The 26,196-nt window shown below is 67.9% G+C and carries 23 protein-coding genes; 14 read left to right on the top strand and 9 right to left on the bottom strand.

The genetic code is table 11. The annotated features are described in order from the left end of the window. Nucleotides 1-14 precede the first annotated feature (14 nt). Both QSJ18_RS13550 and QSJ18_RS13545 read left to right on the top strand, forming a co-directional pair. Entirely contained in the window at nt 15-1,442 is a 1,428-nt protein-coding gene (locus QSJ18_RS13550) for an NCS2 family permease (RefSeq protein WP_286327110.1), read from the top strand. A gap of 176 nt (nt 1,443-1,618) precedes the next feature. Continuing rightward, nucleotides 1,619-2,059 carry a MarR family winged helix-turn-helix transcriptional regulator gene (locus QSJ18_RS13545; protein ID WP_286327044.1) on the top strand — a complete coding sequence of 147 codons (441 nt, stop codon included), beginning with the start codon at nt 1,619-1,621 and terminating at the stop codon, nt 2,057-2,059. 23 nt (nt 2,060-2,082) lie between these two features. On the opposite strand, the gene QSJ18_RS13540 is transcribed toward QSJ18_RS13545, so the two are convergent. Beyond that, nucleotides 2,083-3,324: a GNAT family N-acetyltransferase gene (locus QSJ18_RS13540; RefSeq protein ID WP_286327043.1), complete on the bottom strand. Its 1,242-nt coding sequence runs from the start codon at nt 3,322-3,324 to the stop codon at nt 2,083-2,085. Between the two features lie 59 nt (nt 3,325-3,383). Here QSJ18_RS13540 and QSJ18_RS13535 point away from each other — a divergent pair, with 59 nt between their 5' ends. Both QSJ18_RS13535 and QSJ18_RS13530 read left to right on the top strand, forming a co-directional pair. Beyond that, entirely contained in the window at nt 3,384-4,238 is an 855-nt protein-coding gene (locus QSJ18_RS13535) for a TrmH family RNA methyltransferase (protein ID WP_286327042.1), read from the top strand. Continuing rightward, nucleotides 4,235-4,525, top strand: a complete 291-nt coding sequence (locus QSJ18_RS13530; protein WP_286327041.1) for a DUF2537 domain-containing protein — start codon at nt 4,235-4,237, stop codon at nt 4,523-4,525. Before QSJ18_RS13535 ends, QSJ18_RS13530 begins: the two co-directional genes overlap by 4 nt. 17 nt (nt 4,526-4,542) lie before the next feature. Here QSJ18_RS13530 and QSJ18_RS13525 read toward each other — a convergent pair whose 3' ends face one another. The 7 genes from QSJ18_RS13525 to QSJ18_RS13495 all read right to left on the bottom strand — a co-directional run bounded on the left by QSJ18_RS13525 (nt 4,543) and on the right by QSJ18_RS13495 (nt 16,908). After that, nucleotides 4,543-5,466, bottom strand: coding sequence for a DUF6928 family protein (locus tag QSJ18_RS13525; protein ID WP_286327040.1), 924 nt, complete (start codon nt 5,464-5,466; stop codon nt 4,543-4,545). A 4-nt stretch (nt 5,467-5,470) separates the two neighbouring features. Further along, nucleotides 5,471-6,673: a septation protein SepH gene (gene sepH / locus QSJ18_RS13520; protein ID WP_286327039.1), complete on the bottom strand. Its 1,203-nt coding sequence runs from the start codon at nt 6,671-6,673 to the stop codon at nt 5,471-5,473. Nucleotides 6,674-6,964: 291 nt separating this feature from the next. Beyond that, nucleotides 6,965-8,107, bottom strand: a complete 1,143-nt coding sequence (serC, locus tag QSJ18_RS13515) for a phosphoserine transaminase (RefSeq protein WP_286327038.1) — start codon at nt 8,105-8,107, stop codon at nt 6,965-6,967. A 69-nt stretch (nt 8,108-8,176) separates the two neighbouring features. Beyond that, a complete protein-coding gene (gene mycP, locus QSJ18_RS13510) occupies nt 8,177-9,610 on the bottom strand; it encodes a type VII secretion-associated serine protease mycosin (protein ID WP_286327037.1) in 1,434 nt (477 codons plus the stop codon). Next, the gene (eccD, locus tag QSJ18_RS13505; protein WP_286327036.1) at nt 9,607-11,121 is read right to left on the bottom strand and encodes a type VII secretion integral membrane protein EccD; all 1,515 of its coding nucleotides are present in this window, start codon (nt 11,119-11,121) and stop codon (nt 9,607-9,609) included. The genes mycP and eccD overlap by 4 nt, the downstream gene beginning before the upstream one ends. 73 nt (nt 11,122-11,194) lie before the next feature. Then, a complete protein-coding gene (eccA, locus tag QSJ18_RS13500) occupies nt 11,195-13,078 on the bottom strand; it encodes a type VII secretion AAA-ATPase EccA (protein WP_286327035.1) in 1,884 nt (627 codons plus the stop codon). Then, complete coding sequence (locus QSJ18_RS13495; RefSeq protein ID WP_286327034.1) at nt 13,075-16,908, bottom strand: nucleotide-binding protein; 3,834 nt, start codon at nt 16,906-16,908, stop codon at nt 13,075-13,077. Before QSJ18_RS13495 ends, eccA begins: the two co-directional genes overlap by 4 nt. Before the next feature lie 126 nt (nt 16,909-17,034). Between QSJ18_RS13495 and QSJ18_RS13490 the strand changes: the two genes are divergently transcribed. The 9 genes from QSJ18_RS13490 (at nt 17,035) to QSJ18_RS13450 (ending at nt 22,705) form a co-directional block, all read left to right on the top strand. Continuing rightward, nucleotides 17,035-17,376 (top strand): DUF2694 domain-containing protein, encoded by a 342-nt coding sequence (locus QSJ18_RS13490; protein WP_286327033.1) that lies wholly within the window; start codon nt 17,035-17,037, stop codon nt 17,374-17,376. After that, nucleotides 17,373-17,777 (top strand): YbaB/EbfC family nucleoid-associated protein, encoded by a 405-nt coding sequence (locus QSJ18_RS13485; RefSeq protein WP_286327032.1) that lies wholly within the window; start codon nt 17,373-17,375, stop codon nt 17,775-17,777. The genes QSJ18_RS13490 and QSJ18_RS13485 overlap by 4 nt, the downstream gene beginning before the upstream one ends. Nucleotides 17,778-17,928: 151 nt before the next feature. Next, nucleotides 17,929-18,228: a hypothetical protein gene (locus QSJ18_RS13480; RefSeq protein ID WP_286327031.1), complete on the top strand. Its 300-nt coding sequence runs from the start codon at nt 17,929-17,931 to the stop codon at nt 18,226-18,228. Nucleotides 18,229-18,233: 5 nt separating this feature from the next. After that, complete coding sequence (locus tag QSJ18_RS13475) at nt 18,234-19,616, top strand: hypothetical protein (RefSeq protein WP_286327030.1); 1,383 nt, start codon at nt 18,234-18,236, stop codon at nt 19,614-19,616. A 52-nt stretch (nt 19,617-19,668) separates the two neighbouring features. Continuing rightward, nucleotides 19,669-19,995: a PE family protein gene (locus QSJ18_RS13470; protein WP_286327029.1), complete on the top strand. Its 327-nt coding sequence runs from the start codon at nt 19,669-19,671 to the stop codon at nt 19,993-19,995. 117 nt (nt 19,996-20,112) lie between these two features. Further along, the gene (locus QSJ18_RS13465) at nt 20,113-21,156 is read left to right on the top strand and encodes a PPE domain-containing protein (RefSeq protein WP_286327028.1); all 1,044 of its coding nucleotides are present in this window, start codon (nt 20,113-20,115) and stop codon (nt 21,154-21,156) included. Further along, entirely contained in the window at nt 21,153-21,956 is an 804-nt protein-coding gene (locus QSJ18_RS13460; RefSeq protein ID WP_286327027.1) for an ESX secretion-associated protein EspG, read from the top strand. The genes QSJ18_RS13465 and QSJ18_RS13460 overlap by 4 nt, the downstream gene beginning before the upstream one ends. 122 nt (nt 21,957-22,078) lie before the next feature. Next, nucleotides 22,079-22,369: a WXG100 family type VII secretion target gene (locus tag QSJ18_RS13455; protein ID WP_286327026.1), complete on the top strand. Its 291-nt coding sequence runs from the start codon at nt 22,079-22,081 to the stop codon at nt 22,367-22,369. A 33-nt stretch (nt 22,370-22,402) separates the two neighbouring features. Continuing rightward, nucleotides 22,403-22,705 carry a hypothetical protein gene (locus QSJ18_RS13450; RefSeq protein WP_286327024.1) on the top strand — a complete coding sequence of 101 codons (303 nt, stop codon included), beginning with the start codon at nt 22,403-22,405 and terminating at the stop codon, nt 22,703-22,705. 136 nt (nt 22,706-22,841) lie between these two features. Here QSJ18_RS13450 and eccE read toward each other — a convergent pair whose 3' ends face one another. Continuing rightward, nucleotides 22,842-24,524 carry a type VII secretion protein EccE gene (gene eccE, locus QSJ18_RS13445; RefSeq protein WP_286327023.1) on the bottom strand — a complete coding sequence of 561 codons (1,683 nt, stop codon included), beginning with the start codon at nt 24,522-24,524 and terminating at the stop codon, nt 22,842-22,844. 134 nt (nt 24,525-24,658) lie between these two features. Between eccE and eccB the strand changes: the two genes are divergently transcribed. Beyond that, complete coding sequence (gene eccB / locus QSJ18_RS13440; RefSeq protein ID WP_286327021.1) at nt 24,659-26,164, top strand: type VII secretion protein EccB; 1,506 nt, start codon at nt 24,659-24,661, stop codon at nt 26,162-26,164. The last annotated feature ends 32 nt before the right edge of the window (nt 26,165-26,196 follow it).

Below are 26,196 nucleotides of genomic sequence, written 5' to 3'. Positions count from 1 at the left end.
CGCCGGCACGGACGCTGGATCGGTTCTTCAAGATCTCCGAACGGGGGTCGACGCTCAGCCGCGAGTTCCGTGGTGGCCTGGTCACCTTCTTCACGATGGCCTACATCGTCATCCTCAACCCGATCATCATCGGCGGGGTGCCCGCGTCCGGCGATTCGCCCGGCATAAACACCGACGTCCTCGGCAACGCACTGCCGATCGGTCAGGTCGCCGCGGTGACCGCACTCGTCGCCGGTGTCATGTCCATCCTGTTCGGACTGGTCGCCAACTATCCGTTCGCGATCGCCGCCGGCCTGGGCATCAACAGCCTGCTCGCGGCGACTATCGCACCCGAGGTCACGTGGCCCGAAGCCATGGGTCTGGTGGTCATCGACGGCATCATCATCGTGCTGCTCGCGGTCACCGGATTCCGGACCGCGGTCTTCAATGCCGTACCCCCCGAGCTGAAAGCGGCCATCGCCGCCGGTATCGGCTGCTTCATCGCCTTCGTCGGTTTCGTCGACGCCGGGTTCGTCACCAAACCCGAGGGCGGCGGAACCCCCGTGCAGCTCGGCATGAACAACTCCATCGCGACCGTGCCCACGCTGATCTTCGTGCTCGGCGTGCTGCTCATGGGGGTGCTGGTGGTGCGAAAGGTGCCCGGTGGTCTGCTGATCGGCATCGTGATCACCGCGGTCGTATCGATCGTGCTGGAGTCGATCTTCGACTTCGGTAGCTCGTCGGCGAATCCCGACGGGTGGAGCCTGTCGATCCCGAAACTGCCCGACTCGCTGGGCGGGGTCCCCGACCTCAGCCTGGTCGGCGACGTCGACCTGTTCGGGGCCTTCACCCGTATCGGCGTGCTGGCCGCGTCGGTGTTCGTCTTCGCGCTGGTGCTGTCGAACTTCTTCGACGCGATGGGCACGATGACCGGCCTGGGTAAGGAGGCCGGGCTGGCCGACGAACAGGGCAACCTCCCCGGAATCGGTAAGGCGCTGGTGGTCGAGGGCACCGGTGCGATCGTCGGTGGTGCCGCGTCGTCGTCGTCGAACACGGTGTTCGTGGAATCGGCGTCGGGTATCGCCGAGGGAGCACGCACCGGGCTGGCCAACGTGGTCACCGGCATCCTGTTCCTGGCCGCCATGTTCCTGACGCCGCTCTACGAGGTGATTCCACTGGAGGCGGTGGCACCCGCGCTCGTCGTCGTCGGTGCACTGATGATCGGACAGATCCGGTCGATCGACTTCAGCCGGTTCGAGCTGGCCCTTCCGGCCTTCCTGACCGTCGTCGTCATGCCGTTCACGTACTCGATCGCCAACGGCATCGGGGTCGGGTTCATCAGCTGGGTGGTGATGGCCACCGCGGCCGGCCGGGCCCGGTCGGTACACCCGCTGCTGTGGTTCGTCGCGGCGATCTTCGTCGCCTATTTCGCCCGCGGTCCCATCTCCGACCTCATCAACTGAGGCAGCCCGACTGAGACAGCCCAATTGGGGCAAGCCCAACTGGGGTGGCATCAAACCGGTACAAAGAGGACAAGAAGTACCCCACCGCAGGTCGGCTCGCGATCGGTTGTCCTCCAAATGGGTCAATTCCGCGGACTGAGTGCCGCCAATACCTTGAGTTCAATTACCCTTAGCGAGTGCAAACAACCGACGCAGACGGTACCCTCGCCGGCGAACTCTCGCTCGCCGTGGTCCGCTTCGCGCGGCGTCTTCGTGGGCGTCGAGACAACAGATTGGTGTCGCTGACCCAATTGTCGGCATTGAACACCCTGCACGTCGAAGGGCCGATGACGCCCGGCGCGCTCGCCGCGGCCGAACGGGTTCGGCCGCCGTCGATGACCCGGGTGATCGCGTCGCTGTCGGACCTGGGCATGATCAAACGCGATCCGCATCCGACCGACGGTCGGCAGGCGATCGTCACGCTGGCCCCGGCCGGTGTCGACATGATCACCGCGGAGGCGGCCGCCCGCAAGGCGTGGCTCAGTGACCGTCTGGCCGAACTCACCCCCGACGAGCAGGCGACGCTCCGCGACGTCATCGGCATTCTGAACAAGATCATCGCCGGCGCCGACGACTGAACAGACCGCGCCGGTGTGACGCGTCAGAAGAAGGTGCCCGCGAACGGGGCTCGTACGGTGGCGAAGGCGCGGTCGAGTGCCCGCAGGGTGGTCGGCGAGTCGGTCCACAGGCGCCCGGCCGCAGCGAAGGCCGACGGTGCGGTGCCGCCAAGATAGATCGATGACAATACCGAGATGTCAGCGCGAACAGTAGGTTTCGCGGTGGAATGGGTGATGATCGCGGCGCCCTTGCGGACCGTGACGTCGAAGACTCCACCCCGCCCGCGGAAGGGATCGTCGACCTCGAAGACGACGTCGAGGTCGGCGTCGTAGGTGCGGGCGCCGAGGGCGGCAGGAATGTCGAGGATGCGCAACCACATCTCGTCCTTGTGTCCGGTGACGGTCACCGCGCGCAGGTCGGTCAGTTTCACCGGCAACGGGTCGTCGACCGGGATCGCACCGTGCAGCGACGGGATGAGGTCGAGGCTGATCAGCACCCGCCACAGATCGGTGTGCGCGTCGTCGGTGATCGCGACGACCTCGTTGAGTTCGGCGGCCACGGTGCCCGCGTCGTTCTTGAGTACCCGGTAGGACGCGTAGCCGTCGGCGTGCAGCAGGTAGTGCAGACCGCTCGCCGACGGGGCGCGCTCGGAGGCACGGTCGGCGAGGATCGGCCGCCACCAGGCGGCCGACCGGCCGAGCGCACCGGGCACGGTCGCCGTCCAGCGGTCGTGGAGTTCGGGCACCGTCACCGCGATTTCCTCCGGAGTGGCGAAGCGGACCGTCGTCTCGTCGGGTAGTGGCGCCCGCATCTGCGGGCGGCCGGGTGTCACGCTCACCCGATCGGCGAAACAGGCCGGGCCGAAACCGAACCGCTCGTAGATGGTGCCCTCGCTGGCGGTGAGGATCGCCACCGGCTGGTTCTCCGCCTCCCACTGGTCGAAGAGGGCGGTGATCATCGTGCGTAGGATCCCGCGCCGCCGGTGCGTCGACGCCACCGACACCCACGACAACCCGGCCGCCGGTATCGGCCGCCCACCCGGCACGGTCATCGTCATCCGATAGAACATCGACACCCCGACCAGGGGCCGGGTGTGGTGGGAATCGTCGCGGATGAGCACCACGTCGTCGTCGGCGACCTTCGCGCGGAGGTCGTCGCGTTCGGCGTCCTCGAGGGGATTGCGCATCGCGAACGCTCGCGCGTCGGTGGTGATGATGTCGGGCCAGTCGGCGTCGGTGGCCCGTGAACACGACAGATGCGGTAGACGTGCGGAAGAGCTGCTCACACTTCCACGTTTTCACACCCGGCGCGGGACGTCTCGACATGGGTGTCAGACTGATCGGCGTGTCCGCATCCGCCGTCGACGTCATCGACATCGAAGATCCCGACGATCCGCGCGTCGACGACTTCCGTGACCTGAGCTCGGTCGACCGCAGGCCCGACCTGCCCGCGTTGCCCGGTGGGCGTCCGGGAAAAGCGTTGGTGATCGCCGAAGGCGTGTTCGTCACGCAGCGGATGATCGCCTCCCGCTTCACCCCGCACGGCTTCCTCGGCGTCGACAAACGTCTGCGCGAACTCGATGACGATCTGCGCGGGCCGACGCTTGCCGGGGTGCCGTTCTACCGCGTGAACGCGGAGGTGATGGCTGCGATCGTCGGCTTTCACCTCAACCGCGGAGTCCTCGCGACCGCCCGCCGTCCGCGGGAACTGACCGTCGAGGACGCCGTGGCCGGGGCGCGGACGGTCGCCATCCTGGAAGGTGTCAACGACCACGAGAACATCGGCAGCATCTTCCGCAACGCGGCCGGCCTGGGCGTCGACGCGGTGCTCTTCGGCGCGGGCTGTGCCGATCCGCTGTATCGCCGGTGTGTGCGGGTGTCGATGGGACATGCGCTGCTGGTGCCTTTCGCCCACTTCGACGGGTGGCCGGTCGGACTCGACGACCTGCGCGCCGACGGCTTCCGGCTGATCTCGCTGACCCCCGACCCGGCCGCGATACCGCTGGCCGAGGCGGTCGTCGCGGACAAGGTCGGGTTCCTGGTGGGTGCGGAGGGGCCGGGACTGTCGTCGGCGGCGATGGCGGCCACCGATGTGCGGGCCCGTATCCCGATGAGTCGCGGTACCGACTCGCTCAATGTCGCGACCGCAGCGGCCATCTCCTTCTACGAGCGGGTGCGGTCGGGCACGATGGACGGGTGACCGCACCTCCGCCCGCCGCTGAGCCGACGCCGTGGGGGCCGGGGCTCGTCGTCGCCGTCTGTTGCGGGATCTTCGCGGCACTGGTGCTCGTCGGTGTGTTCGACCTCGTCGCCGGTGCCTCGGTGTGGTTGGCACTGGCCGCGGTCGTCGCCGTCTGCGGTGGTCTCGGCTGGACGCTGTGGGATCTGCGGACCCGGGCGGTGTGGCGATGGATCGTGGCGGGCCTGTTGCTCGGTATGGCGGCCGGGCTCATCGCCTCGGTCAGCCTGCTGATCGTCGGCGTGTGACGCCGGGACCCGGTCTCTCAGACGCCGAAGCCGAAGTAGCGGGCGACCCGGCCGCGCTGCTTACGTGGCCGTGGTGCGTCGGCGCTGTCATCGCGGTTCGTGTCCCCGGCGTCGCCGGTGTCCTGGTCGGCCGGTTCGTCCCCGCTTGGCGTGTGCCCGCCTGTTGTGTGATCGCCTGTTTCACCGTCCGTCGGGTGCGGGACTGCCGACGTCTGCCTTGCGCGGGCGGCGTCGGCGCGTGCGGTCCGGTCGGCCTCGGTTGCGGCCCGATAGGCGGCGGTGTCGGCGGGACCCGGCTCGTAGTCGGCGGGGTGAATGGCGAAGCCGGTCACCGGGATACATGCCGGATCGAGGTCGGTCGGCGCGAGCGGGTGGGTGAACCGGAACCCCAGCCATTCCCGATTGGCCTGCTCGGCCAGTTCGGCGGGATGGAAGGGCAGGGTCATCGGTTCGAAAGCGACACCGTCGGCGTACCGCAGCGGGCGTTCGCCACTCCAGAACGGTCGCTCCAGGACGAACGGGAGTCCGATGTCCTCATGGATGGTGACCGGGGTGGCGGAGAAGGATCGGCGCAGCTGGCCCGATTCCCAGTGCGCGAACACGCCGGTCGCCTCGGTCGGATCGATGTAGAGCAGCGTCGTGGCCTTGGCCGGACAGATCCGCGACACCGTCCGGGTCAGCGTCGACGGTTTGGTCGTGGCGAACAGGGAGCAACTCACCACCGCGAGCGATCCGTAGTGCCCGACGTACACATGCGAGTCCCGTGCCGCGGCGGCCACGTCGAGGGTGGTGTCGACCGCGGGCACCAGAACCCGGTCGCCGAAGATGGTCGAGCCCACCGTCTGCGCCCGTGCGACGTTGGTGGTCAGGTCGGGGGAGTGCAGGATGTCCCGGGGGTTCGGGGCGTCGAAGAACCAGAGCGTGACTGCGCGCGCGGACAAATTCTCAGCTGTTCCCGTTGCTGCGCACCCCGAGCAGCACGTCCTCCCAGGCGGGGACGGCCGGCTTACGGGACTTGCGGCGCCGTGCCTTCTCGGCGTTCTGATGGTCGGCGTTCTGATGGTCTGGCGCGGGTGACGGTTCGTCGTGGGCAGTGTCGGCTGCCGTGGCGTCGGTGTCCGGGGTGTCGGGGGTGTCGGTGTTTGGGGTCTCCGCGGCCGGGGCGTCGACCGCCGGTGGCGTCCTCGGCGCTGCGCCGTCGGGCTGCCGCTGCGGGCGGAGTTCGATCGGAGCCGGACGCTGACGCGCCCCGAGGTGGGTCACGTTGTCGGCGGGCGCCGGTGCGGGAATCGGCTCCGCTTGAGGTTCAGGTTTAGGGGTATGCGATACCGGGGGCGTGGGCTCGGAGTCACCCATCAGCGAGTCACCCATCAGCGAATCGAAGTCGAAGGCGACGGTGCCGTGGTCGTCGACGTCGGGCAGACGCTTGCGCTTCTCGTTGCGGGCGCGTTGCGCGCCGATGATCGAGTTGGCGTCGATGGTCACCTCTTCGCGGCCGTCGGTGGTGACGTCGACGATCGGCGTGAGATCGGGGGTGGCGACCGGGGTGAGGCGTCGTCGCGGCTGAATCCATTCAGGGTGAGTCAGTTCGTCGGCGACGTCGTCGAGGGGATCGACGGTACCGCCGTGGGAACCGGGCTGGAATCGCCAGTGCGCCGAGTTCTCGGTGTGGCCCATCAGCCAGGTGATCTGGACGACCCAGTAGCCGTCGTCGCCCTTCCAGGCGTCCCAGTTGGCCTCGTTGGGGTTGACTCCGTAGGCGACGAAGGCCTCCGCCACCGACTCCTCCAGGGTGGCGACCGCCGGGCCGTCGTGGCGGATGGGATGGGCGTGGGCGGCCAGTTCGGCGGCCCGATTGCGTTCGAGGAGGACCGGATGCGCGAAGCGTTCGATCTTGTCGGTCGAAACCCCTGCGAGTGCCGCCACCTCGTCGATGGTCGCGCCCGCCCGGATACGTTGCTGGATCTCTCGTGGCCTCAGTGCAGATTCCATCTCGATCTCGATCTGTCCCAGTCGTGAGATGTCGCCGCGGGCTGCGGCGCGCAGACGTTCGTCGGAGGCGATCCGGAATTTCTCACCCGACTCTGGATCCTGGCAGATGACATGGGTGCCGTCGGATTCCACCCCGACGACGCGGAGCTCACGCATCTGCTCCTCCTGGCGTTGAGTGCGGGTGTACTTGCGTCACACTAAACCAGCGATCGGCGGTTTCGGTGCTGGACACGCGGCAAAACCGCAGTTCAGCACTATTGTGGCCGCTGTGGGTACGAACGGCTGCCGTGGTTGAAGTGGTCACTGTTGTCCACGGTACGCCAGCGACACAGGTCGCCCGGAGTGCCCTGCGAAAGACAGAACTCCCGGATGCGCGGGGGCATCCGGGAGTTCAGGATCTGTCCATCGTGCGACGTCAGAGGCGTGCGACGTCAGAGGCGTTCGACGTCAGAGGCGTTCGACGATGTAGTCGACGCACTGTGTCAGCTTGGTGACGTCCTCGGGGTCGATGGCCGGGAACATACCGATCCGCAGCTGGTTGCGACCCAGCTTGCGGTAGGGCTCGGTGTCGACCACGCCGTTGGCGCGCAAGGTCTTGGCGACCGCCGCGGCGTCCACATCGTCGTTGAAGTCGATGGTGCCGACCACCTGGCTGCGGTTCGCAGGCTCGGCGACGAACGGGGTGGCGAACTCGCTGGCCTGCGCCCACGAGTACAGCCGCGAGCTGGAGTCGGCGGTACGCGCGGTGCACCAGTCCAGGCCGCCGTTGTTGTTCATCCACTCGATCTGGTTGGCGAACAGCAGCAGCGACCCGACGGCCGGGGTGTTGTAGGTCTGGTTCTTCGAGCTGTTGTCCACCGCGGTGGGCAGCGACAGGAACTCGGGGCACCAGCGATCGCTCTCGGCGATCTTGGCGATCCGCTCCAGCGCGGCCGGGCTCATCAACGCGACCCACAGTCCGCCATCGGAGGCGAAGCACTTCTGCGGCGCGAAGTAGTAGACGTCCGCGTCGGCGACGTTGACCGGCAGACCACCGGCACCCGAGGTCGCGTCGATGGCGATCAGCGCGTCGTCGGCGCCCGCGGGCCGCACCACCGGCACGGCGACGCCGGTCGAGGTCTCGTTGTGCGCCCACCCGATCAGGTCGACACCGCCGAAGTCCTCGGCCGTCAGCGCGGCGGGGTCGGGAGCGGTACCCGCGTCGGTGGAGATGACCGCGGGCGAATCCAGGAACGGCGCCTTCTTGGCGACGGTGGCGAACTTCGAGGAGAACTCGCCGTAGGTCAGGTGCAGCGAACGCCGCTGGATCAGGCCGAAGGCGGCCGCATCCCAGAATGCGGTGGTGCCGCCGTTGGACAGTACGACCTCATAGCCCTCGGGCAGCGAGAAGAGATCGGCAAGGCCGGCACGGATCGAGCCGACGACGTTCTTGACCGGCGCCTGCCGGTGGCTGGTGCCGAACACCGAGGCGCCGGCGTCCACCAGGGACTGCAGCTGCTCGGGGCGGACCTTCGATGGGCCGCAACCGAAGCGACCGTCGGCCGGCAACAGCTCGGCGGGCAGGGTGATCGGGGTGGTGGCATCGCTCATGGTTCTCGATTCTAGAGTTGTGGCCCCGACCACTGCGTTTCGCCCCTGCCGGTCGGCTGTCGGCGACGGCTACGAATCCTCGTCGATGTCGCGGTAGTCGGTCGCGGTGTCGCGGCGTCGGCGGAGCGGGGTGAACAATGCCCAAGCCGCGGCGATCAGGAAGACGCTGATCCCGCCCACGATCAGGGCGATGTCGCGGGCGCGATGCTCGGCGGGATCGGGTACCGCCGGACCGGCGATCTCCCGGGCGGTCGGCGCCGGAACAGGTCGTGCGGGATCGAGGGCCAGGGCGGCCACGGGGTCGATGATGCCGTACCCGGTCTCCAGATCGGGACCGCGGCCGGAGGTGTGAGCGGTGCGTTTGACGACGTCCATCACCTCGCGTGCGGTCATCCGCGGATAGCGTGCGCGGATCAGCGCGACCGTGCCGGAAACGATCGCGGCGGCGAAGCTGGTCCCGTTGAACGCAGTCCACGGGGTCTGCCCGTCGCCGGGCTGCTCGTTGGTCAGCCCGGTGGTCGCGTTGTTCAGCGAGACCATGTTCTCGCCCGGAGCGGCGACCGACACCCACGGACCGCGCAGCGACGAGTCGAGCGGGTCCGCGTCGACGCTCAGCGACCCGACGGCGAGAACATAGTCGGAGAACCATGCCGGGCTGGCATAGGTGGTCAGCTTGGGCCAGCTGCTCTCGCGCGGCAGATTCGGGTCGAGCGCCGGGTTCTGGCGGCAGCCGCCCTTCTCGTCGACGTTGCCCGCGGCGACCACGACAACGACGTTGGCGCGATAGGCCGCGCGGACCGCGCGCCCGACGAGTTCGTCCTCGACCTTCGACGACGAGGTCCCGCAGGAGGCGGCCGAGATGTTGATGACCGTCGCGCCCTGGCGTACCGCACTGGTGATGGCGTAGGCGAGGGTTGTCGTGCTGCCGTATCCCTTGGGGGCGAAGTCGCTGGCACCGTTGCCCCCGCCGCGGGTGTCGGCGACATATGTCGTGGTGTTCTGCCGGATGGACAGGATGGTGGCGTCTGGTGCGATACCGCTGAAACCGTCGGTGACTGACGGTCGGGCGGCGATCAGCCCGGCGACCAGGGTGCCGTGCGCGTCGCAGTCGTCGAGGCCGCTGCCGCCGGCCACCACGAAGTCGCCGCCGCCGCGCAACCTGCCTCGCAACCGTGGGTGCGGGCTGACTCCGGTGTCGATGACCGCGACGACCTGGCCCTTACCGGTGCTGAACGGCCATGCCGCGCGGAAGTCGATGGCGTGGCCGGTGGGGTCGACACGGGCGAGATCGGTGCCCGGCGCGAGTCTGGGTTCGACACACAGGGTGGCGCGTTTGGTCTTCTCGGTGGGACCCGTGGGTCCACTCGGGGCGCCGCCGGCCGCGATCGTCGGTGGGGTGAGTCCGACGGCGGCGGCCGGGCCGGTACCGGTCACCAGGACGCCGACGGTCGCGACGAAGGCGACCGCTGTCGTGAGTCCGGGGACCCGGCGGCGTCGGGTCATCCTCGACCGGCCAGGGAGTAGAGGCCGACCGCCCACGCCATGGTGGGCAGTACGGCGAGCACCGCAACGTACTCGAGGTAGTCGAAGACCGCGGGCAGCGAGGTGGTCGGCGCCGGACGGGGGGCCAGGACACCGGCGATCACGCCGACGACGACCAGAACGAGCAGAACGCCGGCGGCGACGTCGTACATCGCGGTGGGGCCGGTCCGCAGGGAGACGCAGGTGAGCACCACGATGGCGATGCCGGCCAGCAACAAGATCGCCGACGGTGCGAGCGGTAGCCGCCGGGTGCTGTGCAGCGCCATCGCGATCGCCACCACCGCATTGGCGGTGATCACCGACCACGGTGTGTCCGCCGCGTCGCCGACCGCGACCGTGGCGCCGACGATCGCGATCGCCGCGGCGGCCAGGAACAGGGCGGTTCGGGTGTCTCGGATGCGCGCGACGGCGGCCGCGACATCCTGTGCGGACGGAACCCGGGCGCTGGCCTGGCTGGCGGCGCGGCGCTGTTGCTCGCGCGGTGCCGTGTGGTCGAAGGGGTTGACGAAGAGTTCGGTCGATTCCGGTGTGGGATCGACCGGCGCGTCCGGGTTGGTCCCGACGGTATGACGCCGCAGCCAGGCGGTCAGCGCGCTCACGTTGACGGCGAGGATCGTGCCCGCCGCGGCCAGGATGGGCCCGGTGATCTGTCCGGTCCAGTGGAATCCGACGTGCGCGGCGGCGGCGGCGGTGAAGAACGCGAAGGCGATTGCGGAGCTGAGAAATCCGATTCGTCCGACCCGCAACAGCGCCCAGACCGCGCATGCCGCGATCATGACCGCGGCGCATGCGATGACCGGTGACCATCGCTGCGCCGAATCGGGCAGGTGATGGGAGAAGACCGTCGTCGCACCGAAGACCAGGGGCAGCGTCGCCCAGCCCAGGGCGGTCGCGACGCTGGTCTCGTCGTAGAAACGCTGCGCCGTGGCGGCCGCGACGATGAGCGCGATGATGACGCCGACCGTCTGATAGCCGAGCATGGTGCGTTCATCGAGGTCGCCGGGGCGCAGGAGGAACAGGTCGATGACCCCGACCGCCAGGGCCAGGCCGAAGAACGCCATCCGGCGGGCCGCCGAGACACCCCAGACCGCGAATCCCTCACGGTTGAGCCGCGCGACTGCGTCGACGACGTCGTCGAACAGCTCGGGCGGGTTCAACGCGCGTTCGGTGGTCAGGCTGAGCAGGTCACCGTCGTGTGAGCCCGCCTCGGCGAGGGTGCGGTCGGCGGGGATCTCCTCGTCGGTGTCCAGTCGCGTCAGCACCCACCGGTCGCGCCGATCTTGCAGTGCCTCGGTGGCTTCCTCCGACTTGATGTCGCGGGAGCTGATGAGTTCGGCGAGCTCAGGGACGATATCGGCGACCGGTACGTCGGATGGCAACTCGATGTCCAACTGGGTTCGGCCACCGAAGACCGATACCCGAAAGGCCCGCGGCGCGGCGGTTACCACCACCGTCTGCCGAAGTTCCCCCATCCCCGTCACAGCATCCCCATCTCGTCGTGCCCACCCGGTCGGTCGGTGCCGCAGGCGCCGACGCCGGAGTTCATCATGCCCAGTTGGCCGGCGTGGCCCCGGAGGCAGGTTCTGCCTGACCGGACAGTGCGGCGGGACTGTCGAATCCCAGGTTGCCCAGCACAGTGGTGATCGCCTTGGCCATGTCGTCCGGTTCGATCCGCATCAGCACATCGTGGTCGAGGCTCTCGAAATCGATGTCGAGATCCTCCGACAACCGGAACTCGCGCTCCTCCTCGGCGGCCTCGATGACGTTGCGCACGAAGCGACCGTTGCCCGCGCGATCGATGTTGCGGCGTGGCAGTCCGGACTGGTCGATCGATTCCGTTGCGAACAGCGGCTCGCATGCGCCGACCAGAGCGGTCAATGCGTCGGGGGTCAGTACCGAGTCGCGGGCCCGGGCGATGACCTCGGCGATCTCGCCCAGTTCGGCCGGGGTGTAGGAGGGGAAGCGGATCCGCTTGGCGAAGCGTGAGGCCAGACCGTCGTTGGACTCCAGGAACCGGTCGATCTCACCGTCGTAGCCTGCGATGATGACGACGAGCCGATCGCGGTCGTTCTCCATCCGGGCGAGCAGTGTGTCGACGGCTTCACGGCCGAATGCGTCACCGCCGGACAGTCCGGTCTGCATCAGGGTGTACGCCTCGTCGATGAACAGGACACCATCCATCGCGCTGTCGATCAGCGCCGAGGTCTTGATCGCCGTGCTGCCCAGGTGCTGGCCGACGAAATCCTCACGTTTGGCCTCGACGACGGTCGGGGTTTTCAACAGGCCCAGGCCGCAGTAGATCTCGGCGATGATCCGGGCAATCGTCGTCTTACCGGTTCCGGGTGGGCCGGTGAAGGCGAGATGGTTGCTGCGCGAGGTGGTGGTGAGACCCTTCTCGGCGCGGACCTTGGCGAGTTTGGCCGACGACTGCAGCTTGGCCACCTGGGTCTTGACCTCGCCGAGTCCGACCTGCCGGGCCATCTGCTCCTGCGCATGTTCCAGGAGTTTGGCGTTGCGTTCTTCCTCGTCGGCGCTCTGTGCGAGCTTCGGGTCGGGTATCGACTCCGGATCCCACTTGTCGGTGCGCGACTCGATCGTCTCCTTGTCGGTGATGACCAAGCGGTACTTCGGATCGTTGAGGGCCATCGCGTTGGCCTCGAAGCCCGGCTGCTCGGAGTACAGGCGCTCGAAGATCGCGCGGGCGTCCTCTTCACGGCCCATCTCGCGCAGTGTCAGACCGCGGCAGAAGTCGGCGTCGGTCTTGGCCGCCGGAATCGGGCCTTCGGCGGCGGCTTCGAGGCGGCGGATGCCTTCCCCGAACAGGCCCAGTTGTGCACACGCCGAACCGACCATCAGGTTCGCCCCGCAGCGGATGTAGTCGTCGGTGAAACCGGCCGACTTGTCCAGTGCCGTCAGCACATCCGGCCAGCGCTGGGTGGTGAAGTGCAGGATGCCGCGCACGTAGCCGTAGATCTCGTCGGAGAAGCGGTCGCGTTCGGGCATGTTCGGGCGGTAGCGCGCCAGGGTGTCGAGGGTGGTCTCGGCCTCGCCGAACTCGCCTTCCTCGATCATGCCTGCGGCATAGGCGAGCCAGATCTCGGTGAAACTGGCCAGCGGGTAGTCGATGTAGAGCCCGGTCTGGAATCGGCCGGCCAGCGCGCGGGGGGAGAGGCCGAGGCGTCGCTGTTCCCGGAACAGGGTCGTCGTCGACGTCCGGTAGAGGTTGTAGCGGACCTCGGGGGTGAACTCGCCGCAGGCGGCCCGCCCCAGCCAGGCGTCGCACATGTCCGGTTCACGTTCGGTCGCCCGGGTGAACGCCTTCTGCGCGTAGGCGAGGTCGCGCTCGGTCTGCAGACCGTCGATCGGGATGCCAAGGGAGAGAACGCCGGCGTCGAAGACCCGTTGCGCGTCACGAGTGTTCTGGTTCATGCTTCCGTCCGTCGATACGTGGTGGGATTGTCGCGGCGCAGGAGGCCGAAGCTCTCCGAGACCGCGCCGGCGAGTTCAAAGTATGCCTGCCGGGTGGGGTTGTTCAGTTGGCTGAGGTCCACCGCCGAGCCTTCGGCCAGATGCTGGTCGAAGGGGATGAGGTGGATGGACCGGCAGCGGGCCTCGAAGTGGGCGATGATCTTCTCCGGACTCACCTGACCCGACGGGGAGGGTCGCGACGAACTCATCACCACGTGTGCCTCGCGCGCCAACCGTGAATGTCCGTGCAGGTTCAGCCAATCGAGGGTGGCCGACGCGCTGCGGGCGGCGTCCATGGCCGGCGTCGTGACCAGGACGATGGCATGCGCGAGGTCGAGCACGCCACCCATCGCCGAGTGATTGATGCCGGTGCCGCAGTCGGTCAGGATGATGTTGTAGAACCGTTGCAGCGTTCCGATGGTGCGGCGGTAGTCGTCCTCGTCGAAGGCGGTCGCGGCCGCCGGATCCTGTTCCGACGCCAGCACCTCCAACCGGTCGGGGGACATCGAGGTGAGGCTGGAGACGTCGGCGTAATGCCGGACGTCGCCCATGTCCAGCAGGTTGCGCACCGTGGCGTGGGTTCGCCGGGGGACGCGGTCGGCCAGCGTGCCGCGGTCGGGATTGGCATCGACGGCGATCACGCGGTCGCTGCGAATCGACGCGAAGGCCGAGCCCAGGCTGATCGTGGTCGTCGTCTTGCCGACGCCGCCCTTCATCGACAGGACCGCGACGCGGAAGTCGCCGGCCAGTGGCTGCCGGATCCGGGCGAGGAGTTCCTGCTGACGTCGCACACCACGGGATTCCCCGGGGTTGAGGTGACCCGACGATGCCACGTGCACCGCACGGCGCCAACCGCCCTGGGGTGCTTGACCTCTGGGGTTGGGTCGGTGGGCGTCGTCGAGCGACGGCACGGCAGGCGGTCGCCACATGGCGTCGATGCCGGACCCCGGTCCGCCCGCGGGTGGACCGGCGAGGCGCGGGTCGCGGACGCCGGACGGCGGGGGGCCGGCGGGACCGGCCTGCCGCGGATCGGGGCGCGCGGCCGGAGGCTGGGCCATCGGTGGTTGGGCCATCGGTGGTTGGGCCATCGGTGGTTGGGCCACCGGAGGTTGGGCCGGGAAGGCAGGCTGCGGCGCAACCGGTTGCTGGCGGTTGAACTGCGGCTGCGGCGGTCGGGGCGCGGCGGACGGCTGCGGGGCCCGCCCGGGGGCGGCCGGGTGATGCACCGGCGGTCGATACTGATTCCCCGGTCCGGCCGGCGGTGCGACGTTGGGTTGGGGTTGCTGGGCTTGCGGGCGGGGCGCCGGTGGCTGGAATCCGTGCTCCGGTGAATACGGCTGCGGGGCAGCTGGATACGGCGAATGCGGCGGTGGCGGATAGTGCTGTGGCGGGTACGGCTGTGGGGCCTGCGGTGGCAGGTACGGCTGCGGGGCCTGCTGCTGCGGCGCCTGTCCATAGGGTGCGGGCGGTTGCGGCGGGCCGGGTGTCGGTGCCGGTGGTTGCGCCGGTGCGTGGTGCACCGGCGCAAGCGGCTGTCCGCCGACGGGATGAGCCTCCGGCTCGGGTGCCGGCTGCGGTACCGGCGCCGGGGCGCGCGGCGGCAGGTTCACCAAGGCGGTGGCCTGCTCGGGTGGGGGAGTGGGTGCGGCCGGGGTCTGCGGCACGCTGATGACCGTGGTCGCCGACGGCGCAACGACGACGACCTCGGTCGCCGGGGTGGTGTCGGTCAGCGTTCCGGTGGCCGGGGGTGTCACCGCGGTCGGCTCGACGGCAGGTGGCTGGGCCGGGGCGGTCGGGCTTGGGGTCGGTGTGGGTGCCGGCGTCACGACGGGAGCGGGGGTGTCCGTAGGGAACTCGACCGGTGTCGGCGGCGTGACGCGGCCGGCCGCTCGCCGATACGACCGCGGCAGGCTGAAGTCCGGTGCCTGCGAAGGTGTTTCGGGTGCAGTCGGGTCCGGGTCCGACGTCGGTGCCGGGGGTGCGGGGACGACGGGTGGCGTCGGTGCCGGTGGGTCGTAACGCGGTGCCTGGACAACCGGCGGTTCGAATCTGGGTGTGTCCAGGACGGGCGGGTCGAACCGGGGCGAGCTGTAGCTGAGGGTGTCGATGACCGGTGCGTCGAACTGCGCGTCGATCGGTGCGGATTCCGGCGAATACGGCTCGGCCGGCATGTACCCGAAGCCGGGCGAATCGATCGCCGATGGCACGTCGGGGTCTGCGGCGACGGGCCGGAAGGGCTGGTTCTGCCACGGCGGGCGAGCAGGCCTGCGCCGCTTGCGTCGGGGCGGCCCGGCGTCGTCCGGCGCAACTGTGCTCGAGGGGGTGGCGGTACTCGAGGGGGCGGCGTCGGGGCGCCCGGACACCCACGATTCGTCGACGTCGGGCAGTGCAACCGCCGCGGTCGGCTCCGGTGGGACTGCCGAGCCGGCGGCGACCCCCGGCTGCGCGTCGGCGACACTCGACTGCTCGTCGGCGACACTCGACTGCTCGTCGGCGTCGGACTCGGCGGCCGACGGTGTGAGGTCGTCCTCGGGAGCGGAGTCGTCGAGCTCACCGGTCCCGGTAGCGACGTCGTCGATAGGCGACGGATCGTCGGTGGCGTCGATATCGGTGTCGTCGACAGCGGCCGGTACGTCGTCGATGACTGCCTCGTCGGGCCCGATGGTGTCGTCGCGCTCCAGCGCCTCGTCGGCGACGACGTGCTCCTCGATGGCGAACGGCGTCTCGACGTCGGCCAACTCGTCAGCCGCGAGGGTCTCGTCCTCGCCGGTGTCGAGGGGCTCGTCGGAAAGCGTCGGGATGACGAACTCCGGATGATCGGACTCGGCGCGCGATGATCCGCCGCGCAACCGTGCCATCAGCGCGGCGGCCCGGGCCTCGATGTCGTCGAAGTCGTCGTCGGCGTCGGCGTCGACCGGATCGTGCGGTACGACTGGCTCCGAAACATCTTCTGCCGCAGCGTGGGTCGCGCCGACCGCCGAATCCTCCCACTGCCCGGACCCGGCTGGTTCGTCATCGAACGGGGTCCACATGGCGTCGAAGGCCGGCACATCAGTCGATGGGGGCACGGCCTGCTCGACGTCCGTGTCGTCGTCGGTGATGTCGGTGTCGTCGGTGCTCGTGACGGTGGGTGCGGCGCCGAAGGTGGCGAGGAGCGGGTTGTCGGCGTCGTCGGTCTCGGCGGCGGTGGTGGTGCTGCTGGTGGTGCCGGTGCTGAAGTTGCCGAGGATCGCGGCGAAGGGGTTGAAGTCGGGGCTGGACGGGTCGTCTTCGGGGGCCACGGATTTCTTGTTCGCGGGAGCCTCGTCCGCGGGGGTCGCGGCCTGGAGAGTCTCGTCCTGGGATGCGTCGTCGGGGTGTGGCTTTGTGGTGGCTGGTGCGGCGCCGAAGGCGGCGAGGAGGGGGTTGTCGGCGTCGTCGGTCTCGGCGGCGGTGGTGGTGGTGCTGGTGGTGCCGGTGCTGAAGTTGCCGAGGATCGCGGCGAAGGGGTTGAAGTCGGGGCTGGACGGGTCGTCTTCGGGGGCGACGGGCTTCTTGTTCGCGGGAGCCTCGTCCGCGAGGGTCGCGGCCTCGGGAGCAGAGTCCTCGGTGTCCGACGACGGCCGTGGGTCTCCGATCGTCGGGTCGGAGGTGTCGACTGGATCGGAGCTGTCGAGCGGCATCCACATCGCATCGAAGATGGGTGAACCGGCCGAATCGTCGACGGTGGACTCGCCGTCCGGGTCTGGATCGCCGGGGGTCGCCGACAGCCACGTGGGCGCGCCAGGGCCCCCGTGATTCTGTTCGGACATGGATCCCCCAATCAAAGCAACTTCGGCCTTCCAGCGGCGACGGACACCGTGTACGACCTCTGCCGACTGTATCGTGATGCGAACCGACGGCTGTTGTCGCAGTCATGCTAATGAATGGGGAGAATCATGGCTCTGCCACAACCCACGACGTACACCGCGCAATCGAGGTCGGGTGCGGTCGCGGTCGCGACCACCCCGTTCGGTGTGCCGGTCGCCCTGCGTATCGATCCGCAGAAGCTCAAGGGTGATCCGCAGCGGCTGGCCGACGAGATCCTGCGGCTGGCGAAATTGGCGGCGATGCGGGCTCAGGTCGACATTCGTAAGGACCTCGTCGAGAAGGGCACCACCCCCGAGGTCATGCGGTACACGAACCTGCCGACCGAGGCCGACCTGCGCGACTGCGAGGAGCTCAATGAGCGGGCCCAGGATGAAGAGAACACCCGGGGTAGCTGGATGAGGTCGGTGTGAAGACACTCGCGAACTCGGTCCTCGCTCGGATAGAGCAGCAACGGGACCTGCTCGAAGGGCTCCAGTCCGACACCAACTCGATCAAGGTGAGGGCATCGAGTCCGGACCGCTCGGTCACCGTCGAGGTCGACAGCACCTGCGCGATGACCGGCCTGTGGCTGACACCGGGGATCACCAAGCATTCCGCGACGACGCTAGCCACCTTGATCGTCGAGACCGCCCAGCACGCGGCGCGGGCCGCACTGGCGCGCCGCAACGAATTGGTCAGGCAGTTCACCACTCAGATGGGGCAGCAGCAGAACGCGCCGCTGGAGCGGTGGGACGGCACCACCGTCACACCACAGCGGCCGGTGGCGGAGATGGCTCCGCCGGTGGCCGACCCGCCTTCGGGTGATAAATAGACCTGAGGACAGGTTGCACGACTGGTGATGGCTGTCATTCGAGAAACGGAACACTGCGCGTTCCTGGTTGCGTGCGCAGCCACCAGTTGGTTCACTTGACCCAGATTAAATCGGGTGGAAGTTCTTTCGATTCGTGGGGGGAGCACAAATCATGTCAGCAACTGGGGTTTTGGCGATCACGCCCGGTGTGATCGAGGCATTCTCGGCGGCGAATGTGTCCGCAGGAGACCTGATCGCGCTCGCTGCTAGCGGTGACGCGGCGGCGATGTTGTCCGCGGTGGCACTGACCGTCGGCCCGATCGGAGTCGAGTTCCTGCTCGGCTACGGTCCGGCGCAAGCGGCCAACCTGGCCTCGTCGTTCCTGCTCTCGGCCGGACACTCGATGCTTGCGGCGTCATCGATGGGCACATCCGCCACCATGCACATCTCCGATACCGTCGCCGCGCTCTGACGCTGGTGACGAGTTCACAGGGGACCGTCTCGAGTCTGGCGGCGCAACTTCCCGGATTCGATCCGAGTCCGGCCATCAATGCGGTGGAAAACCAGCTGGCGAACTACCTGAACACGCCTACTGCCGACATCCTCGGACAGTTGGGTTTGCCTGTGCCTCCCGGGATGCCGGCGTCGGGTCCGATCCCCGGACTCCCCGAGATCCCAGGTCTGCCCAACGGCGGCAACCTGTTCGAGTCGCTGAACGCCGACATCATGGTGCAGCCGCTGCTCGACGCCCTGGGCACTCTCGGGACCGGATTGTCGGAGGCATTCGACCCCACCGAGATGCTCAGCACCATCACGAGTGCGATCTCCTCGATCGGGCAATCGCTCACCTCGGTCATCTCCGCGATGAAGTCGGGTTGGTCGGGCAACAGTGCCGAGGCCGCCGGCAAGCAGGCGACCAGCCTGGGCAAGGACGGCGTCAATGTCGCCCAGCAGTCGACCAAGATCAAGAGCACCGTCGCCGAGGCCGGGGTCGACACCACGACCACCGAGGCCGAATTGATGGAGATCCTGACGACCTTCCAGGCCGCGGCTGCCGCCGGTGCGGGCCTGATGGTCACCGGAGCGGGTCCGGCGGTGCTGATCGCCGCGGCCACCGAGGCGATCAGCCGGACCATGGTCGTGATGGGCCTACACAAGGGCAAGATGGCGGTCAACACCGCCAAGGTCGCGGCCGACGGCACCCCGGTCGATATCACCAACGCATCGCAGGTGCCCACCGAATTCCTCACCGCCGCAGTCCAGGTTGGCACCGGTTTGGCTCAGACCGGTGTGGGTTTCGCCGGTACCGCGTTCAAGACCGGGCAGAAGACCGTGAAAGCTGTCACGGATGCTGGCGCCAAGTTCAACGAGTCGATGCAGAAGGCGCAGAAAGAAGCTGCCGGTGACGGCAAGCCACCCACGCCGGGCGGCGGCGGTGCCGCCAGTCCGTCCGGTAGCCGCACCGGTGGCGGCGGCGGTGGTGGCAAGATCGGCGGCGGTGGTGGCGGTGGCGGCGGTGGTATTTCCGCCGCTGCGGCGATGCCGCTGGCCGCGCGGGCCGAGATCTCCGGAGCGCCGGCCAACCCAGCGAGCGGCGCCGGCCGGTCGGGAGCAAGCGTGGCTACCGCAGGCGTGGCCGGTGGGCCGATGGGCGGTGGGCCGATGGGTGGCGCACCGATGGGCGGCGCGGGCGCCGGCGCCGGTAAGGGCGAAGGCAGTGGTCACACTGCGGCGTCGTTCTTGCACACCGCACAAGGCGGCGATGACATCGTCGGTGAATTCGCCGACGTCGCTCCGGCCGTGATCGGCGAGACCGACAACCAGCAGGTCATCAGCCCGGATATCGACCTGCGGATCTGACCGACAGCATCACGACCAACTAACCAATCGAAGACCAAACAGGAGGATTCCGATGAGCTCGATCAACGCAGACACCGCCAAGATCTCCGAGGTCGCCGGCCAGCTCGGCGCGCTCGCCGACCGCCTGCACAAGGTGGTGGCCAGCCACGAGGCTGCTCTGACCCCGCTGCCGGCCGGCAGCGACGAGGTGTCGGTGCGTGCCGCCAAGACGATGAACGAGGTGCACACCTCGTTCCGTACCGCGGCGGACGCGGGCGTCGTCGAACTGCGCGAGATCTCGCGTGCGGTCAGCACCGTGTCGTCGGCCATCCAGAATGCCGACACCGACAAGGGATTCCACATGAAGTCCGATAAGCGCGCCGGCGCAGAGTCGGTCTGACGACTGACATTCATGGTCGTCGCGGTGAGTTGGCGGCGACCCCGGCGCAGAATGTAGCTCGTAGCTGATTGTCGTGAGACTGAAGGATCGGGAGGGGACGAGGTGGGCTTTACGGGGGTGGTCTGGGCCTCGCGCGACCTGAAGATTTTGGCTCAGCAGTTGATCGCGGGCGCCGGTGCCGGTCCGATGGGTGAGGCCGGGCATCACTGGGTGACCGTGGCGAAGGAACTCGCCGAGATCGCGACCGACTATCGGAAGCTGCTCCACAAGCTCGGCGAGTCGTGGGACTCCTCGGGTTCGCAGGAAGCACGCGCGAAACTCGAATCCTTCGGCAAGTGGCTCGACAAGGCGGCGCTCGAAGCTGCCACCAACGCTCAGCGTGCCGAAGCCGCTGCGGTCGGCCACGCGGTCGCGGTCATCGCGATGCCGTCGGTTCCCGAAGCGGTGAAACTTCAAGAGGCGTTGGCCGTCGGCAAGTCGCTGCAGGCCTTCCCGAACGGACTCATGATCGGCGCCTTGGGCGCCGGTGACGCCGCGCTCCAGGCCGCCACCGCCAACGCGGTGGGGATCATGACCAGTTACGAACATACGGTGACGCCACTGGCGCAGCCGTGGACGGCCGCACCGCCGCCCAATATCGCGAAGTCGCAGGCCGAGATGGCCAAGGGCGACAAGGCGAATGGCGGTTCCGGCGTCGGAGCCGGTGCCGGCGGTGGTATGGGTGGTGTGGGGGCGGTCCCGACACCGCTCACCGCGCCCACCCCGATGACTGTCGCGGGCAACACCAACCAGCGTTCGTCTCGCGTGGTCGCGGCATCCGCCACCAGCGGTGGCATGGCGGGCGCTCCGGGTGGCCCGATGGGTGCGATGGGGCGTGGCAACAACGACGACAAGGAATTCGAGTCGAACCGTCCCGCCGCATCGCTGACGGAGGCCGGCGAGGCGCGGCCCGCGGGTAGCGGGTTTGCCGCAGCGTCGAACTTCGGCGCCTTCTCAGTCGACAGTGTGAGCTGGGGGCCGGAAACCGGATCGTTCAGCGGTACCGGCGGGCAGTCGGCGCCCGAGGAGATCTTCGATCCGGATTCGCGTCAGATGGAGCGGGCCTCCTCCGAGGACTGGGTGTCGCCGTCGGTGTTCGGGGAGCGGGGTACGCGCGTATGAGTACCGTCTCGCTCGACCTGGAACATGAGCTGACCGTCGACGAGGTGCTGACCCTGGTGGATCGGCTCGGTATCGACACCACGCCGGAAGCATTGGCGCTGTGGCCTACTCAGCCGACGATCGTCGAGCTGGAACTGGCGCGCGATGCCTGTGCGCAGGCTCTCGCCGACCGGGATCTGATCGTCGACGGCGAGATCGACCAGGATCTTGCACACGTGCTGGGCTTGATGCGGCGACCGGAGCGCGAGTTGTCGATTCGCCTGATCACCGCCGAAGGCCTCCTGCGCGCGACGATTCTGCGGGTCGGTCGTGCCCACGTCGTCGCCACCCGACGCGGTGAGACGGTCCGGCTCCGCGCCTTCGACACCGATCTGGAAGACCGGGTGATCGCCGAGGTCGGTCGATTGCTGCCGAAACCCGTCGAAACACAGTGTGATTCGGTCAGCGCCCCGATCGCCGAGATCGACGAGCGGCTGGCCGGTCTCCGCGCCGCTACCCCGCTCGCCGATGAGCTGCACGGACTCGGCGCCGACCATCGCAGTGCGATCGCGATGAGTTCGGTGCTCGCCGATTACGAGGCGGCCGCCGAGATCCGGGTCTCGGCACTCGATTCCGAATCCGACCGGACACAGATGATCGACGGTGTGGTCGCGGTGTTCTACTCCGCGCGCGGCAGCGTGATCACCGTGCCGACGATCTCCGCAGACGACCAGTTGTGGTGCAGCGTCAAGGGTGGTTCCGGCCATCGACTCGCACAGGCAATTGGACAGTTGATGTCGCTGCTACCGGAGAGGTGGTGACCGGCGTCAAGGGGGATGACTATGGATGCCGATTGTTCGGCAGATGACCTACTGGAAATCCGAAGTAAGTACCGAGGTTTCGGCTGGGGGCCGAAACTCGAACAACGAAATGAGGAAATGACATGGGAGATGTTCAGGAATCGTCGTTCAAGGTCTCTCCGGCCGAGGCGGCCAAGAAGCTTGTCGAGGTCCAGGCGCATCGCGACGACGCGAAGAAGGCTCTGACCGACCTTCGCGACTCGCAGCAGTCGCTGACCAGTGGTTCGTGGCAGGGCAGCTCGGCGAGCGCGCACCTGGAAACCACCAACGTGAACGACGAAGAGTACAACAACATCATCCAGTTGCTGGACCGGACCGTCGAGGCCGCCGAGGCGGGCATCAAGAAGGCACTCCAGGCCGACGGCCACCAGTAACCAATCACAACACTTTTCGAAAGGATATGAATCATGGCTGAAGGACAGATCACATACGATCACAACGCCATCGACGCGGGCCTGTCGGACGCAGGCTCGTACCTCGCCAAGGCCCGCGCGGCCCGCGGCGAGATCGAGCAGATGTTCCTCTCGCTCAACGAGATCTACGGCGGCCAGGCTGCGGCTGCTCTCAATGAGGTGCAGAAGAAGATCTCGGTGCAGTTCGAGGACATGTTCAACAAGACCGATGACACGATCAAGCACGCAACCGATCAGAACATCGGTATGAAGGCTCTCGACAACGCCAACGCGTCGGAGCTCTTCTCCATCGTCTGATCGCACGTAGTGACGTTTCGGGCGTCCAGCACCCAGGTGCTGGACGCCCGATTTCGTGTATCTGGGATGAATTCGTGTCTGCCGGAGCGGGCCCGGGTGCCCACATCCGATCAGGACGGGTGTGCCGTAACGCCGGTCAGTCCGCGTCGTAGGACGATCCCACGTACTGCATTTCCTCGTCGCTGGCGACCATCTCGACGGTGACCGTGCCGCTGCTCGTGGTGACGCGCACCTCGTCGGACTCGGGGTCGAGCTGGGCGAGGGTGACATCGGCGTCCTCGGACAGCGCGGAGCCGATCGGATTGACCACGAAGCGGGTCACGCCGCTGTTCACCGGGCGTTCGGAGGTCTGGTCGAACACCATCACCGAATAGTTGGCGGCAGCGCTGGCGTGCATGGTGCCGCGGTTGAATTCGGCCACCCAGAGCAGGTTGTTCCGGTTTACCATCGACACCATCTCGCGCCATTCGGCCGGCCTGCGTGAGTAGACCAGCACGCGCGCGCCCAGGGCGATCGCGCGCAGCACCAGCTGCTGGGTGAGGTGGAGGCTGCCGGCGATCTCGACCCGTGAGATGGTGGGGCCGAAGACCGGCAGGGCCACCGCGCGTCCGTGGCGGTCGGCGCCGATCACTTGTCCGCAACCTGCGGCGGGAAGGCGTAGCTCGCCGAAATCGCTTGTGGTTCCGTAGCTTTCGTTGAGCCGCTCCCGGGCGGGCCGCGGGAGCGGCAGCGACCCGATCAGGGCGTCGAACTGTCGTCCGTGCAGGGGGGACAGGCCGGGGAAGTCGACATCGGCGGCGCGCGCAAAGGTGTCGAAACGGACGATGCCGTGCGCCTGGACGAGGTCGCGATCTTCCATCGTGCGCAACGACAGGCTGACCGTGGTGGCGTGGCTCGGGACGGTCCAGAGCTGGTCCAGGCCTGCCGATGTCAGGATCGGCTGGTCGAGTCCGTAACTGCGCAGGTACATCTGACCGGCGCTGCAGGTCTCCCACGATTCGTCGATGTTGGTGAGCTCGAGTCCGCCGCTCAGGTGTGCGATCGATCGGCTGATCTCCGCCGCGGTCAGTGACCGCACGTCGAAGCCGTGCTCGCGCAACCGGTTCGCCACTCGTCGGCTGCCCGTGATGGCGGTCTTGAGGATGCCGGTGGAGCCGCCGCCGCGACGGCTGATGGCCTCCGGACAGAGGGTCGGGTCGAGCCGGATGGTCAGCCACACCGATCGGTGTGCGATGGCAGGCAACGGACCGAGGACATGGTCGTAGACGGCGGCGATCTCGGTGCCGCCCCGCGACCGGGAGCCGCTGATGTGCAGGTCGATGGCGGCCAGGGTGATGTCGAACTGGTGCAGGCTCTCGGCGAGTACTTGCACCGGGATGTAGACGGCGTCGACGGTGGCTCCGGGCTGCAGCACCGTCAGTGCCTCCGGGCTGTCGGCGATCTCGAGCATCGACACCAGGGCATCACCGTCCCAGCGGAAGCCGAACTGCGATCCGCTGGAAGTGGAGATGTCGAACGGCTCGGAGGTCTGCAGGGCCTCGTCGTGCCGTTTATCCCTGTTGAGTCGGAAGGACACCTGTTCACGCACGGTCTGGGCCACCGGGCGGCCACCGATCGGGATGAACCAGACGCCGATGAGCACGGCAATGATCACGGGGATCCACCAGATGATGTCGGTGGTGACGATCGCGACCACGGCTGCGACTGCGATCAGTTGCAGTACGAGGACACACCACGCGGGTACGACGCGGCGCGGTGGAATCTCCGACGAGGCCTGTAGCCGTGGCGCATCGTCGACGGGTCGACTGGCCGTACGCATACCTGACACCGTTACCTCCCCCCGTCCACCGGCCGCATGACGGTCGGCAGACCTCTACATCGGGCTACGGTACCCTGACGACTCGATTGGGGAGCACGGTGTATCTACCGTGTGGATGATCGAATGGGGGTGTCATGCCGGCACGGTTGACGACTAAGGCGCAAGTCAACGGCTATCGATTCCTGCTCCGCAGGCTCGAGCACGCGTTGGTGCGGCGCGACTCCCGCATGATCCACGACCCGATGCGCAGCCAGGTCCGGTCCATGCTGGTCGGATTCGTGGTGGCGCTGCTCGTGGTGGCCGCATGTGTCGTGCTGGCGATTTTCAAACCACAGCCCGCCCTGGGCAACTCGGTCATCGTGGTGTCGGACTCCTCGGGTGCGATGTTCGTCCGGGTGAACGACGTCATGCATCCGGTGCTCAACCTGACCTCCGCGCGGCTGATCACCGGCAAACCCGAGAACCCGCACCGGGTCAAGGACAAGGACATCCGGTCCAAGACCGTCGGCCCGACGCTCGGCATCATCGGCGCCCCGGCCCGCATCAATAGCGCCGACGACCTCAGCCGGTCGGACTGGACGGTGTGTGACACGAGTATCGCCACCGGCCAGAGCGTCTCGCCGTTCCAGGATCAGACGGTGGTGCTGTCGAACGTTCCGCGTCTGACCCCCGACATCCGGGTCGCCGCACCGAATGCGGCCGCGGTGGCCGCAGCCGCCGACGGTCGGTTCTACCTGGTCTACGACGGTAAACGCGCCCTGATCGATCCGAGCAACCCGATCCTGGCCAACGCGCTGAAGCTGACGGGTTCGTCGTTTGTCCGGATGTCGCCGGGTCTGCTCAGTTCATTGCGTCCGGTCGCACCGATCACCCCGTTGGTGATTCCGAATGCCGGTAAGCCGACCCGGTTGCCGATACCGGGGGACGTGCCGATCGGATCGATCGTCAAGACCATCGAATCCAGTGGCACGCACCAGTACGTCGTATTGGCTGACCGGTTGAGCCCGGTGTCCGATGTCGCCGCCGACATCGTGCGTTTCAGCAACCCCGCACTGTTCGGTGATGCGGTGGAGCTCTCGCCGGCGAGCCTCAACGCACTGCCGGTGGGATCCGGTCTGCCGGTCGATGTGAGCAATTACCCCGCCCAGATCCCCGAGTACACGTTGGGCAGTGGGACGACGCTGTGTACGCATTGGTTCGGCCCCAGCCTGTCGTCGGAGCCGCAGACCGAGATGCTGGTGGGTGACCGCCTGCCGATCCCCGACAACGCGCAGCCGAGCGTGCTGGTGACGTCCGATGGTGACGGTCCCTCGATCGATGCGACCTATGTGCCACCGGGTACCGGAGAATGGGTTCAGGCATCCGGTGCGGGCGCGGTCGCGGGCCGGTTGTTCTACATCTCCGACACCGGGATGCGGTTCGCTGTCCCGAATCCGGCGACCGCCGACATGCTGGGCACCTCGGGTGTTCGCAGCGCGGACGGGAGCAAGATGCTCCCGCAGCTCGCGCCGTGGAGCGTCATCGGTCTGTTGCCGGCCGGTCCTACGCTGTCCACCGAGGCGGCGTTGATCGCGCATGGTGGTTTCGGTGGTGACCCGGACGGCGTGGTGGTGCCCAAACCACAGAACCAGGGATTCTGAGCCGACGGTCGGGGTCGGCTTTCGCGGGGGTG

This window comes from Gordonia heveisoli (assembly GCF_030315745.1).
Lineage (GTDB): Bacteria > Actinomycetota > Actinomycetes > Mycobacteriales > Mycobacteriaceae > Gordonia.
The sequence above is the reverse complement of the archived record's forward strand: the minus strand, read 5'-3'. Positions and strand labels throughout refer to the sequence as shown.